The sequence below is a fragment of the Pristimantibacillus sp. Z349TD_6 genome, assembly GCF_056173205.1.
In genome coordinates, this window is sequence record NZ_CM149662.1 from 7,190,001 (window position 1) to 7,202,521 (window position 12,521).

Genomic DNA, 12,521 nt, shown 5'->3' on the forward strand with positions numbered 1-12,521 from the left:
CTGTCTTAGATCTTGCAAATACAAGAGACCCGGCCGCTTTGAAGATGAGTACTCCAAAACGCATGCCATAAGCACATGCAATAATAATCGCGGGAATTTCCAGAATTCCGTGCGGCAGCAAACCTTTAACAATAAGCTCCATCACATACCCGCCGCCATGAAGCTCAGCTGTCGTTTTCAGTAGATAACCGATCATCATTCCATTTACAACTAAGAAAAAGAACGGCAATACCCCAAACAAAGCACCTAAGTACATAACCAGTATCGATTTGACCGCATTATTCAAAAAAATGAAGATCATCATCGTTAACGTTGGATTTTTGGAATCATCGATCATTTCAGCGAGCTGTCCTAGCCCTTTCAGCTGTTCATCAAGAAAAGCTCTGAACGCCGGGTTCGTGCCTCCGATAACCATGCCTGCTAAAAATAATATGGATCCAAACGCTATATAGGGATTCATTTGCTTAAAATGCTCCCAAATCAAACGCCATTTAAACATTTTATCCCCTCCGCAGCTTGTAAGTTCGCAAGATGGATGAATATCTCTGTAGTACGAGCATAGATTGTACTACAAGCGTAAACGACGGCAGCCTTCGATGGAGGCAAATACTCGTTTCGCAATTAAAGATAAGTGAAGTATAAAGGTCGGATTTATACTTTCTTATCTTTGTACAAGCTTCCATTAGAGAGGAGTGCCCTTCCCAATGAACGTTTTTTATGTTCTGAATGGCCGAAAGTTGAAAAGGTATTTCTTAATCGCTATCGCTGTCGTATTTTCCATTGGCATCATTTATGCCGAACGTGACAACATCACCGTCTTTGCTCCGCAGCAGCCGGCTGCAATCTACAGCGTACCCACTGACAAAAAGGTTGTTGCTCTTACCTTTGACATTAGTTGGGGCGATAAACGCACGGAACCCATTCTTAATGTGCTAAAAGAGAAAAACATTAAGCAGGCTACCTTCTTCTTGTCTTCACCATGGAGCCAGTCCCATCCCGAGATCGTCAGAAAGATTCAAGAGGCTGGTTATGAAATAGGCAGCCATGGCCACAAACATGATAATTACAGCAAGCTTAGCGATGAAGAAATTCGCAAACAAATTACGACTGCACACACCATTTTATCCGACGTAACGGGAAAACAACCGAAATTGATCCGACTTCCTAACGGAGATTTTGACAAGAGAGTACTGCGCATTGCTGAAGAGCTGCAATATAAGGTAATTCAGTGGGATACGGATTCACTCGACTGGATGAACATCGGCACCGACAAAATTATTAATCGCGTCGTTACGCGTGCTCATCCTGGCGACATCATTTTGTTCCATGCGAGTGATTCTGTAAAGCAGACACATGAGGCGCTTCCGATCGTTATTGATCAGCTGCGTGAAAAAGGCTATGAGTTTGTTACGGTAACCGACCTCATCACACAAACTGAGGTTGACGGCAAAGCGGTGCAGGACAAGACATCCTCTACATTCCCGCAAATTAATGCTGCTGAACTAGAATATTAAGTTAAACGACCGGCTTCGCAGCAATCGCTGCTGAGTCGGTTGTTTGTTTTTTCACCAAACGGTGCATCATCATAATTTGGTATGCATTGCAGACGAATAAAGGAACCATCATAAATACAATAGCAGATACGTTCGTTTCTCCTTGCAGCGCAGGCCAAGACTCAATGAAAGTAATGAAGAACATCAAAAACATGGTCGGCACAAAAGCGGTTTTGTTCGTTTGCTTAACCTTGAACCATGATACTGCAACAGAAAATAGAAGCAGGGTAAGCGGCAATGTCCAGAAAAACCAGTTGTTCAGGCGCTGCTCATACAACATATACCCCAGCCCTATTGCTGCGAATATCGTCGTATAGCCTTGCAGCGCATTCCATAAATATTTTTTGCCGAATACGCTAAGAGCGATGTAGTTTAACGTTAAATAAGCGAAAAAGCCCATTTGGCTAAACGCTCCAATCATTAAACCAACCAAACCCATCATTAATGCATTAAAGCCGACAGCCTTAAAGCCTAAGAAACCAAACTCCGGATCTACCCAAGCCATCAACGCCCCGGTAATTACGCAGGCAAGCCCACCTACTACCATGCCGCTCCAAAATAAAAAGAACCACTTTTTTAAATTCACGTTCATTATCCTCCTGTTATCCACATTACCCTTTATTTTACCACGTTCACAATAAAAAGCTAAAGTCTGTCCATGATAATCCGGTGAACTTTGTACATAATAACTATACGATCCATCACTTTTCGAACGATTTGTTTATCCAAACGGTATGCAGCAGCAATGACATAGGAAGGAGCTTGCGAATCATGCGTAAGAGCTTTGCTTTACTTTCGGTTATTTCAGCCATGTTATTTGTTTTATCCGGCTGTGGCGCCGAGTCCTCTGGAGGTAGTAATGAGCAGGTCAGCTACAAGGATTTGAAAACGATGGTTATTGATATCCTCAAAACAGAGGATGCGCAAAAAGCGCTGCAGGAGTCATCACAGCAAATTTCCGGTTATAGTGGCCAAACCTCTAAGCTGCTGTCTGTGCAGGATCAGGAGGAGGTTCGCTTAGCGGTTAAGGATGTCCTTATTTCTCCTCAGTACGACAAGGTAATCAAAAAGCTTATGGTTGATCCACGTTTCGCGGGGGAATTTGCCAAATCCGTTAATAAGCAAAATAAACAAATCCATAAAGAACTAATAAAGGACCCCTCCTATCAAGCTGATTTAATTAAGGTGCTTAAAAACCCAGAAATGGACAAGATGATTCTTGAGGTGCTGCAAAGTACGCAATACCGCAAGGAAGTGATGTCCCTTATGCAGGATGCGATGCAAAATCCATTGTTTCGACTTGAAGTGCTTGATCTGATGAAAAAAGCGGTACAAGAAGAGCTTAAACCAAGTCCAGACCAGAAAGTAGATAAAAAGAAAGAAGAATCAGGCGGTGAGCAAAAGTCTGATGAAGAAGGCGGCGGCGGTGAAGACGATTCGGGCGGTGGAGATGAACAAGGCGGCGATTCGGCTATGTAGCGGTAGTGTTATTGTTTTCATCGCATAAAATGAAATCAAAAAAGCCCGAACAGGTTGTCCGCATGGCAGCAATGATTAGCTGCCTTAGACAATGGTTCGGGCTTTTGTTATTTGACTATTTGCCGCATTTCGCTAATACGCTGTCTGCAAGCTCCAAGTACATCTTCCCTGTTTCAGTATCGGCTTTGTATACCGACGGTGCAAAGTCAGGCTCAGATACATGGTTGTCCGGCGCCCCCAGTGGAATTTGAGCAAGCAGATCTGAATGAAGCGTCTCTGCGAGGCGTGCGCCGCCACCGCGGCCAAATACATATTCTCTCTCGCCGGTAACTTTAGATTCGAAATAGGACATATTCTCAACGATTCCAATGATTTCGTGTTCTGTCTTAATCGCCATTGCGCCTGCCCTAGCTGCAACGAATGCTGCTGTAGCATGCGGGGTAGTAACGATAATTTCTTTGCTTTGCGGAATAATCTGATGAACATCAAGCGCCACATCTCCCGTACCCGGCGGAAGGTCTAGCAGCAGGTAGTCAAGCTCGCCCCATTCAATCTCTTGGAAGAAGTTGCGCAGCATTTTGCCAAGCATCGGTCCGCGCCACACGATTGGACTGTTGTCCTCTACGAAGAAGCCCATGGACATCACCTTAACACCAAACTTCTCAATTGGGATGACCCGTTCATTCACAACATCCGGGCGCTCTTCAATCCCCATCATATCCGGCACGCTGAAGCCGTAGATATCCGCATCGATGATGCCGACGCGCTTGCCCCTGCGGGCTAAAGCGACCGCCAAGTTGACGGTCACTGTCGATTTGCCGACGCCGCCCTTGCCGCTCGCGACGGCGATGAACTGCACCCCGCTGGCAGGATCCAGCAGCGGGTTAGCTAAGCCGGCCCCATGCCCCTGAACAGGCGCTGGGCCGCTAGATTTGCCAGCACCGGCGCTAGCCGCAGCCGGTGCTGCAGCTGCCGCTGGCGGCGGCGTAGACGCGCCTGCGCCTGCGGCAGGCGCTGCCTCGGCCCGAAACCGGAAATGCACGGTTTCGGCGCCTAGGCGCGCCAGCGCCTCGCGGAGCGAGGCTTCCAGCGCGGGCTCCATTGCCGCGCCAGACCCAAGGACCGTCATCGAAACTTGACGGTCCCGAACCATTACATCGCGGATGGTAACCCCATCCGCTTTATGCTGTGCCGTCACGATTTCGACGGCCTCTATAACTTGCTCTCGTGTCAACATAGGCTCAGTCCCACCTTTATATAATTAAAACTATATAATAGTTAGTATAACACAGTAAGCCCATGAACCAAGTCATAGGGTGCAGCTTTGCTTCATTTTCGGCGAAAGGTTTCTTACTTGTCGGTTACCTCATCTTGCAGCACGCTGCCGCTCAGCTTCTCCCCTGCAGTATATCTCAGAATACCCTCATAGATGGAGGCAGCTACCGATCTTTGGTACTCCGTATCCGCAAGCCGCTGTGATTCCCCAGGGTTAGACAGAAAGCCCACCTCAACGAGTGCCGTTGGGATGTTCTCGATTGCCTTCAGCACATAAACATCCTTCACGGTAGCGGCAACTCTTGTCGTATTTTCTAAATTGCGTTTAATCTCATCTTGTATAAAGGTTGCGAGAATCCGATTGTCTGGATGATTGTCCGGATGAAAAAAAGTTTGTGCACCCGTCCACTTAGCTGAAGGGATACTGTTCATATGTATGCTTATAACTGCGGCCGGATTGCTGTTTTTAATAAGGGACACTCGCTTCTTTAAATCCTCTGTCTTGCGCTTGCTATAGGCTCTTGAATCCCCCGTAGCGAGATCGTAATCACCTTCCCTTGTCATTACGACGACCGCTCCAGCCTGCTGCAAATAATCGCGCAAATAAAGCGCAATCGCTAAGTTCAAATCCTTTTCGATAATGCCCTGCTTACTGACCGCACCGCCGTCTGCCCCGCCATGCCCGGCATCAATAGCTATAGTCTTGCCTGACAAAGGCAACGTCCAATAAGACCATGCTTTTTTTGAAGGCATCGATTGTGTAAGCAGTATGCCCGTTAGTGCAATAACCAGCAATCCGATACTGATGCGAATTAAACCTTTATACGTCAACCAAATGACAACATGCCGATCAATTCGGCGCATAAAAAAACCACCCCGTTTTCCATCAAATGAATATACAGCAGCAAGCAGCTTAATCAAGCCAAATGCACACATTCATTTATATGGGACGAGATGGTCGTTTATGAGACAAACCTTAAGTTATTCGGTTAATTAAACTACTGGCTGCTCAGACATGCCTTCAATCAGTATTTTAGCAACCTCAGGACGGGAGAACTCAGGCGGCGGGCAAATGCCATCGCGCAGCAATGCGCGTACCTTCGTACCCGAAAGCGTCAAATGATGCTCCTTGTCATGAGGGCAAGTTTTTGATGTAGCCATGTTGCCGCACTCTTTGCAGAAGAAACTGTGCTCGAAATAAAGTGGAGTAATGCCTAGATCTTCTACTGGAATCGTTTTGAGCAGATCCTGTGCTTCGTATGTTCCATAGTAGTCGCCTACACCAGCATGATCGCGTCCAACAATAAAATGCGAACAGCCATAGTTTTTACGAACAAGAGCATGGAAGATCGCCTCACGAGGACCTGCGTAACGCATAGCTGCCGGGAATACGCCAAGGAATACACGATCCTTCGGGTAATAGTTGTCAAGCAGTGCGAGATAGCTCTTCATCCGTACATTCGCAGGAACATCATCCGATTTCGTTTCACCAACGAGCGGATTGAGGAAAAGCGCATCAACGATTTCCATTGCTGTTTTTTGAATGTATTCATGCGCGCGGTGAACCGGATTGCGAGTTTGGAAGCCAACAACGGTTTTCCAGCCCTTTTCTGCAAATAAACGACGCGTTTCCGCTGGGTCAAAATAAAACTCGTTAAACTTCTCAGGCTGCGGACGGTTCAGCACCGTAATTTCTCCGCCTACATTTATGGAAGAGCGTTCGAACAGCTTTTGGACACCTGGGTGCTCCAAATCATCTGTCTTGAACACATTCACTGCTTCAACTTTATGGTCAACCGTATAGATGCTATCAATGCTGATAATTGCGTATGTTACGCCATCTTCACCGACTAGCGCTGCACGTTCTCCTGCGGACAGCTCTGCTGCCTTCGCTTCTTCTACAGCAAGCGTAATAGGAATGCTCCATACCGTGCCATTTGCTAGACGCATGTCTTTCACAACGGACTGGTAATCAGCTTCGTTCATAAAACCAGTAAGTGGGGAAAATGCTCCAACTGCGATCAAATCAAGGTCGGATATGGCCCAAGTGTTGATCGCAATCGATTTAAGGGTAGCAGCTTCAGCTAGTAATGCTTCACGTTGTTCGCCCGTAGCGACACGGTTAACGAGTACGCCGCCGTGCGGTAGAATTTGACTCATTGATATTGCTCCTCCTCGAGAGTGCTTATTTATGCAATCCGCATTCTGTTTTTTCTTGACCTGCCCAGCGTCCAGCGCGTGGATCTTCACCAGGCATTACTTTGCGCGTGCATTGCTCGCAGCCGATGCTCGGGTAGTTTTGATCATGCAATGGGTTGTAAATAACATCATTCTCGCGAATATAGTTCCATACGTCCTCGGATGTCCAGTGAGCGATTGGATTAAATTTAACGAGCCCGAATTTTGTGTCGTACTCAATTTTTTTGGAATTTGCACGAGTAGGTGCTTGATCGCGGCGAATACCTGTAATCCAAGCATCATATTTCGAAAGAATTTGGGTTAATGGTTTAACTTTACGAATGTTGCAGCATGCGTTCGCATCGGATTTCCAAAGCTCTTCGCCAAACTGAGCAGCTTGCTCCTCAGGTGTAATTTCAGGCTTTACTTCTACGAATGGAATGCCTGGGTAGCGCTTAGCCATCAAATCACGAGTTTCATACGTTTCTTTGAAATGGTAATCCGTATCTAAATAGAAAATGTCCGTTTTTGGGCTAATTTTCTGCAGCATATCAACAAGCACAACATCTTCAGCACCAAAGCTGCATGCAAACGTAATATTTGGGAAAGTTTCTACCGCAAACGCAATAATTTCTTCCGGTGTTGCGTTTTCCAGTTCAACTTCCTTTTGTTTGATAAGCGCTTCTTTTTCAAAAAGGTTCATTTTTTTGCCCTCCGTTTTTAATTCCTAGTAAATTGCTCTGTATAAAAATTATACGTCCAAAAAGTGAAATGTTCAATATAAGTTTTAACCAAAATGAAATAAAGTTTGAAATTTTTATGGACATACCAAAAAAACACCTTATGCGTCTTCCGACCAGCAAAGGTGTTTTAAGGGGAAATCAGTATAAGTTAAATGTTTTTAAACAAAAAAATGCCCTCTCTGGCAAGCAGAGAAGACATTTTGAAGTATTAACGTTTCGAGAATTGTGGAGCGCGACGAGCCGCTTTAAGACCGTATTTTTTACGCTCTTTCATACGCGGATCACGAGTTAGGAAGCCAGCACGTTTTAGAGCCGGACGGAATTCAGGGTCTGCTTTAAGCAAAGCACGTGAAATACCGTGACGGATAGCGCCTGCTTGACCGGACATACCGCCGCCGTTAGCAATTACTAGTACATCGTAGTTAGACAATGTGTCAGTAAGGTTAAGCGGTTGTTTTACGATCAGCTTCAATGTTTCTAGACCAAAATATTCATTAAGGTCGCGTTTGTTAATAATGATTCGTCCTTCACCCGGCACAAGACGTACACGTGCAACAGAGTGTTTACGACGACCGGTTCCATAGTATTGCACTTGAGCCATGAAACTTGTCCTCCTCTTTATTACCCGCGAAGTTCGTAAACTTCAGGGTTTTGTGCTTGATGCGGATGTTCAGCACCTGCGTATACTTTAAGTTTAAGCTTCATTTTGTTACCAAGACGGTTCTTAGGCAACATGCCGTGTACAGCCAGTTCGATTACGCGTTCTGGCTTGTTTTTAATCATCTCTTGAGCCGGAGTGGATTTCAATCCGCCGGAGTACATGGAGTGACTGTAGTAAATTTTATCTGACATTTTCTTACCTGTCAGATGGATTTTTTCAGCGTTGATAACAACAACGAAATCGCCTGTATCAACATGTGGCGTAAATGTCGGTTTGTGTTTGCCGCGGATCAGGGCAGCAACTTCACTCGCCAAGCGGCCTAGCGTTTTGCCTTCCGCATCGACGACGAACCATTTACGATCAACTTCAGTTGATTTAGCCATATAAGTGGTACGCATGGATGATCCTCCTTAATTTCATACATTAATCGTTTTTATAACAACGTAAACGTTGATTTGTTTGTTCATTGTTGATAGCCAAGTTTGTGACAATCTCAGTCGGGGCTGTGGGTTAGCCACTTCGAAAGCACAAGTTATATTCTACTATAAAGAATAAGTAAGTGCAAGTAATTTATAGTGATTTATCCCTGTATTTCGCTGGAATATTCAACATCCATCAACATCAATCCATGCGGCATTGCCGTAGGACCAGCAAGCGAACGATTTCGCCCCTCAAGGATGTTTTTGATCTCCGATGAAGCCATCTTCCCTTCGCCAACCCATAGTAAAGTTCCCATAATGACTCGAACCATATTGTACAGAAAACCATTGCCTGTCACGTACATATGCACGATTGGGCCTTCCTGAACAAAATCTGCTTCATAGATCGTACGAATATGATGAGGCTTGGTTGAATGTATCGATGTGAAGGAAGTAAAGTCATGTTTACCAACTAGGTAGCTTAGACCTTCCCGCATCGCATCCACATCAAGCGGCGTCGGATGATGAAAGCGATATTGTCGGCCAAATACATCAGGAAACTTACCAGTATCAATCGTATAGCGATACGTTTTGCGCTTAGCGGATCTTCTTGCATGAAAATGTTCTGGCACATCGAATGCTTCTATAATGACGATATCCTTCGGCAACCGCGTATTAAGCGCAATCGCCCATCTCTCTGTCGGAATCGTAGATTCCGTATAGAAATTGAATATTTGTCCCCGCGCATGCACTCCCGCATCTGTGCGACCCGATCCAATAATAATGGTCGTCTCGCCCGTCAGCTTCTTTATGGCCTTCTCTATTTCACCCTGAACCGTTCTGCCGTAAGGCTGCGTCTGAAAACCGTTGAAGCCTGCCCCGTCATAACTGACCTTTACGCATATATTCCTCAACCTATCCCCCCCTTTAACTATAGGGATACCTAAACGTCCAAAATTCCCTCTTGCTAAGAGAACCTAAGATGCTAAGCCTTATGGACACCTGTAGGCATCACACAAGCTCATCTATTGCCCCTGGCATGAATAACAAATCATTCTTTTCAAACAAAAAAAGGTGGCCGCAAGGGTCCACCCTTTTCATTAAAATATAAGAAGTATAGGGAGACCCTAATACTTACTTATATTTTATTGCGTTGGCAGCTCATCCCCCACGTTGGCAGGCACAAGCCGTTTACCGCTCGCGTATAAAGCTTGGACAAGGTTTAACGCTGTGGACAAGCTTATACATTTCATTTATTAGGTAACCTACGCGCGGTCAACCAATTCTAGGTAAACCATAGGCGCAGCATCGCCGCGACGGGGTCCTAGTTTTAGAATACGCGTGTAGCCGCCTGCACGCTCCGCATAGCGAGGTGCTAGATCGGAGAATAGCTTTTGAATAGCGTCTTGTGTACCATCGACAGTTTCGCGACGAACATAAGCAGCTACTTGACGACGAGCATGAAGATCACCTTGCTTAGCTTTAGTGATCAGCTTCTCAGCGATTGAACGAACTTCTTTCGCTTTAGCTTCAGTCGTTTGAATACGCTCATAAAGGAACAAGTCAGTAACGAGGTCACGGAACAAAGCTTTCCGTGCACTAGCGTCACGTCCTAATTTTTGATATGCCATCTTGTTTTCCCCTCCCTTGCTCTTAAGTCTTCACTAGTTGGTTACTACTCTTCCATGCGAAGGCCCAAACCAAGCTCTTCAAGCTTCTCTTGAACTTCCTCAAGGGATTTACGGCCTAGGTTACGGACCTTCATCATATCCTCTTCGGATTTCGTAATTAGCTCTTGAACCGTGTTGATTCCAGCGCGTTTCAAGCAGTTGTAAGAACGGACGGAAAGATCAAGTTCCTCGATCGTCATCTCTAGAACTTTCTCTTTCTTATCTTCTTCCTTCTCAACCATTATTTCAGCGTCTTTGGCTTCATCGGTCAATCCAACGAACAAGTCCAAATGCTCGGTCAAAATTTTAGCGCCGAGGCTCACAGCCTCTTCCGGTCTAATACTACCGTCAGTCCATACTTCAAGCGTTAGCTTGTCGTAGTTAGTTACTTGACCAACACGTGTATTTTCAACGCTATAATTTACACGAGTAATTGGCGTGTAAATCGAATCTACAGGAATTACACCAATCGGTTGTTCGTCTTTCTTGTTGCGATCCGCTTGCACGTAACCGCGTCCCCGATTAGCAAATACCCGCATATGGAGCCGCGCGCCGGAGGCCAAGGTTGCGATGTGAAGATCAGGGCTTAAAATCTCGACATCGCTGTCTGCTCGAATGTCGCCCGCTGTAATATTCCCTTCGCCATCCGCGTCGATTTCCAACACCTTTTCTTCATCGGAGTGGATTTTCAACGAGAGGCCCTTCAGGTTCAGAATGATTTCGGTAACATCCTCAATCACTCCGGGAACCGTAGAGAACTCGTGAAGCACTCCATCGATTTGAACCGAAGTTACTGCTGCACCCGGCAACGACGACAACAAAATTCGGCGAAGCGAATTCCCAAGCGTCGTGCCATATCCGCGTTCAAGCGGCTCGACGACGAAACGTCCGTAAGTTCCCTCATCATTCAGTTCTACGGTTTCGATTTTCGGCTTTTCGATCTCAATCACTAATAGTACCCTCCTTCAAACGTCGCTCCGTTAGCTTACGTTATTTTAAGTCAAACCTTGTAGTATGCCAAACCTTCACAACCATTATTCACAAGTTGTTGATATTTGATACCACATCAGATCCAACTATACGCGACGACGTTTCGGAGGACGGCATCCGTTATGAGGAACTGGTGTTACGTCTTTAATGAGGTTAACTTCCAATCCAGCAGCTTGAAGCGAACGAATCGCAGCTTCGCGGCCAGCGCCTGGTCCTTTTACCATCACTTCGACAGTTCTCATGCCATGCTCCATCGCAGCTTTAGCAGCTGTTTCAGCAGCCATTTGAGCTGCGAAAGGCGTGCTCTTACGTGAGCCTCTGAAGCCCATGTTACCAGAGCTTGCCCATGAAATTGCATTGCCGTGAGGATCCGTGATCGTAACGATCGTATTGTTGAATGTCGAGCGAATGTGCGCAACGCCAGTCTCAATATTCTTCCGGTCGCGGCGTTTTGTACGAACGACTTTTTTTGGTTTAGCCATTGTCCATTATCCTCCCTTCTTATTTCTTCTTGTTAGCTACAGTCCGACGAGGACCTTTACGCGTACGTGCATTTGTCTTAGTACGTTGACCGCGAACAGGCAAGCCGCGACGGTGACGAAGTCCACGGTAGCATCCGATTTCAGTCAGACGTTTAATGTTAAGTGAAATTTCACGACGCAAGTCGCCTTCTACTTTAACAGATTTATCAATTGCTTCGCGAAGGCGAGCAAGTTCGTCTTCTGTCAAGTCACGAACACGAGTGTCGTAGCTAACTTCAGCTGTATTCAAAAGTTTTTGCGACGTTGTTTTGCCGATACCGAAAATGTATGTCAGGGCGATTTCGACGCGTTTGTCACGCGGCAAGTCTACACCAGCTATACGTGCCATAGGCTATATTCCCCTCCTTCTATCCTTGTTTTTGTTTGTGTTTCGGATTTTCACAAATCACCATAACGTTGCCTTTGCGACGAATGACTTTGCATTTTTCGCAGATCGGCTTTACCGAAGGTCTAACCTTCATTGTGATTACCTCCCGAATCTTTCGTAATAAGCCCCAAATTGAGCCTATTTACGATAGGTGATGCGCCCTTTTGATAAATCATAAGGCGATAACTGTATAACCACCTTGTCTCCTGTCAGGATGCGAATAAAGTGCATTCTGAGCTTACCGGAAACATGTGCGAGAATTTGATGACCGTTCTCCAGCTCCACCTTGAACGTGGCATTCGGCAACGGTTCAATAACCGTACCTTCGACCTCAATGATGTCTTCCTTAGCCAACCGTCATTCTCCTTTCGCATTTAAATACTTCTGAATTGCATAACGTAACTTTGCGTTGGTCACCCTGCCGGTCTCTTGCATACTGCTTGAAACCTCAGAACTAATTGCAGGCTGTAACTCGAGATGCAGAACGTTCTTTTTCTTCGGTCCATCGAATCGGCGCTTATGGCCATCGGCAATCATGACGAATCGCTCATCAACGATTGCTAGGATAACAGCATAGCTTTCCTCATCTTTACCGCGAAGTACTTTGACGAACTGACCAATCTGGGGACGAGCTTCCATCGTCA

Annotated in this window: 18 protein-coding genes (1 of these 18 only partly in view); 2 read left to right on the forward strand and 16 right to left on the reverse strand. The window is 45.8% G+C overall.

Annotated features, from left to right (window positions below):
• A protein-coding gene (locus AC0VYE_RS31130; RefSeq protein WP_475444662.1) for a stage II sporulation protein M crosses the window boundary here: on the reverse strand, positions 1 to 499 show its 5' portion. It extends 128 nt beyond the left edge of the window; the window shows 499 of its 627 coding nt (coding positions 1–499); it begins with the start codon at positions 497 to 499; its stop codon lies off the left edge, out of view.
• Positions 500 to 704: 205 nt separating this feature from the next.
• Here AC0VYE_RS31130 and pdaB point away from each other — a divergent pair, with 205 nt between their 5' ends.
• The gene (gene pdaB, locus AC0VYE_RS31135; protein ID WP_076271411.1) at positions 705 to 1,514 is read left to right on the forward strand and encodes a polysaccharide deacetylase family sporulation protein PdaB; all 810 of its coding nucleotides are present in this window, start codon (positions 705 to 707) and stop codon (positions 1,512 to 1,514) included.
• 1 nt (position 1,515) lies between these two features.
• Here the strand turns inward: pdaB and AC0VYE_RS31140 are convergent, their stop codons facing one another.
• Positions 1,516 to 2,139, reverse strand: a complete 624-nt coding sequence (locus tag AC0VYE_RS31140; protein ID WP_076271412.1) for a KinB-signaling pathway activation protein — start codon at positions 2,137 to 2,139, stop codon at positions 1,516 to 1,518.
• 185 nt (positions 2,140 to 2,324) lie between these two features.
• On the opposite strand from AC0VYE_RS31140, the gene gerD reads away from it, so the two are divergent.
• Positions 2,325 to 3,032 carry a spore germination lipoprotein GerD gene (gerD, locus tag AC0VYE_RS31145; RefSeq protein ID WP_475444664.1) on the forward strand — a complete coding sequence of 236 codons (708 nt, stop codon included), beginning with the start codon at positions 2,325 to 2,327 and terminating at the stop codon, positions 3,030 to 3,032.
• 115 nt (positions 3,033 to 3,147) lie between these two features.
• Here gerD and AC0VYE_RS31150 read toward each other — a convergent pair whose 3' ends face one another.
• From AC0VYE_RS31150 to AC0VYE_RS31215, 14 genes are all read right to left on the reverse strand, one after another.
• The gene (locus AC0VYE_RS31150) at positions 3,148 to 4,269 is read right to left on the reverse strand and encodes a P-loop NTPase (protein ID WP_076271414.1); all 1,122 of its coding nucleotides are present in this window, start codon (positions 4,267 to 4,269) and stop codon (positions 3,148 to 3,150) included.
• A gap of 113 nt (positions 4,270 to 4,382) precedes the next feature.
• Positions 4,383 to 5,171, reverse strand: a complete 789-nt coding sequence (gene cwlD, locus AC0VYE_RS31155; RefSeq protein ID WP_076271459.1) for an N-acetylmuramoyl-L-alanine amidase CwlD — start codon at positions 5,169 to 5,171, stop codon at positions 4,383 to 4,385.
• Positions 5,172 to 5,300: 129 nt separating this feature from the next.
• Positions 5,301 to 6,467 carry a sulfate adenylyltransferase gene (gene sat, locus AC0VYE_RS31160; RefSeq protein WP_475444667.1) on the reverse strand — a complete coding sequence of 389 codons (1,167 nt, stop codon included), beginning with the start codon at positions 6,465 to 6,467 and terminating at the stop codon, positions 5,301 to 5,303.
• Positions 6,468 to 6,492: 25 nt separating this feature from the next.
• A complete protein-coding gene (locus AC0VYE_RS31165; protein ID WP_076271416.1) occupies positions 6,493 to 7,188 on the reverse strand; it encodes a phosphoadenylyl-sulfate reductase in 696 nt (231 codons plus the stop codon).
• A 248-nt stretch (positions 7,189 to 7,436) separates the two neighbouring features.
• Entirely contained in the window at positions 7,437 to 7,829 is a 393-nt protein-coding gene (rpsI, locus tag AC0VYE_RS31170) for a 30S ribosomal protein S9 (protein WP_054025303.1), read from the reverse strand.
• A gap of 20 nt (positions 7,830 to 7,849) precedes the next feature.
• Entirely contained in the window at positions 7,850 to 8,287 is a 438-nt protein-coding gene (gene rplM, locus AC0VYE_RS31175) for a 50S ribosomal protein L13 (protein WP_054025304.1), read from the reverse strand.
• A gap of 182 nt (positions 8,288 to 8,469) precedes the next feature.
• Positions 8,470 to 9,222 (reverse strand): tRNA pseudouridine(38-40) synthase TruA, encoded by a 753-nt coding sequence (gene truA / locus AC0VYE_RS31180; protein WP_054025305.1) that lies wholly within the window; start codon positions 9,220 to 9,222, stop codon positions 8,470 to 8,472.
• Positions 9,223 to 9,573: 351 nt separating this feature from the next.
• Positions 9,574 to 9,939, reverse strand: a complete 366-nt coding sequence (rplQ, locus tag AC0VYE_RS31185; protein ID WP_076271417.1) for a 50S ribosomal protein L17 — start codon at positions 9,937 to 9,939, stop codon at positions 9,574 to 9,576.
• A 44-nt stretch (positions 9,940 to 9,983) separates the two neighbouring features.
• Entirely contained in the window at positions 9,984 to 10,928 is a 945-nt protein-coding gene (locus AC0VYE_RS31190; RefSeq protein WP_053373922.1) for a DNA-directed RNA polymerase subunit alpha, read from the reverse strand.
• Between the two features lie 126 nt (positions 10,929 to 11,054).
• Positions 11,055 to 11,450 (reverse strand): 30S ribosomal protein S11, encoded by a 396-nt coding sequence (gene rpsK, locus AC0VYE_RS31195; protein ID WP_054025307.1) that lies wholly within the window; start codon positions 11,448 to 11,450, stop codon positions 11,055 to 11,057.
• Positions 11,451 to 11,469: 19 nt separating this feature from the next.
• The gene (gene rpsM, locus AC0VYE_RS31200) at positions 11,470 to 11,838 is read right to left on the reverse strand and encodes a 30S ribosomal protein S13 (protein WP_054025308.1); all 369 of its coding nucleotides are present in this window, start codon (positions 11,836 to 11,838) and stop codon (positions 11,470 to 11,472) included.
• A 19-nt stretch (positions 11,839 to 11,857) separates the two neighbouring features.
• Positions 11,858 to 11,971: a 50S ribosomal protein L36 gene (rpmJ, locus tag AC0VYE_RS31205; RefSeq protein ID WP_003333770.1), complete on the reverse strand. Its 114-nt coding sequence runs from the start codon at positions 11,969 to 11,971 to the stop codon at positions 11,858 to 11,860.
• A gap of 44 nt (positions 11,972 to 12,015) precedes the next feature.
• Positions 12,016 to 12,231, reverse strand: a complete 216-nt coding sequence (gene infA / locus AC0VYE_RS31210; protein ID WP_053373919.1) for a translation initiation factor IF-1 — start codon at positions 12,229 to 12,231, stop codon at positions 12,016 to 12,018.
• Between the two features lie 3 nt (positions 12,232 to 12,234).
• Complete coding sequence (locus AC0VYE_RS31215; RefSeq protein ID WP_144376900.1) at positions 12,235 to 12,516, reverse strand: KOW domain-containing RNA-binding protein; 282 nt, start codon at positions 12,514 to 12,516, stop codon at positions 12,235 to 12,237.
• Positions 12,517 to 12,521 lie beyond the last annotated feature (5 nt).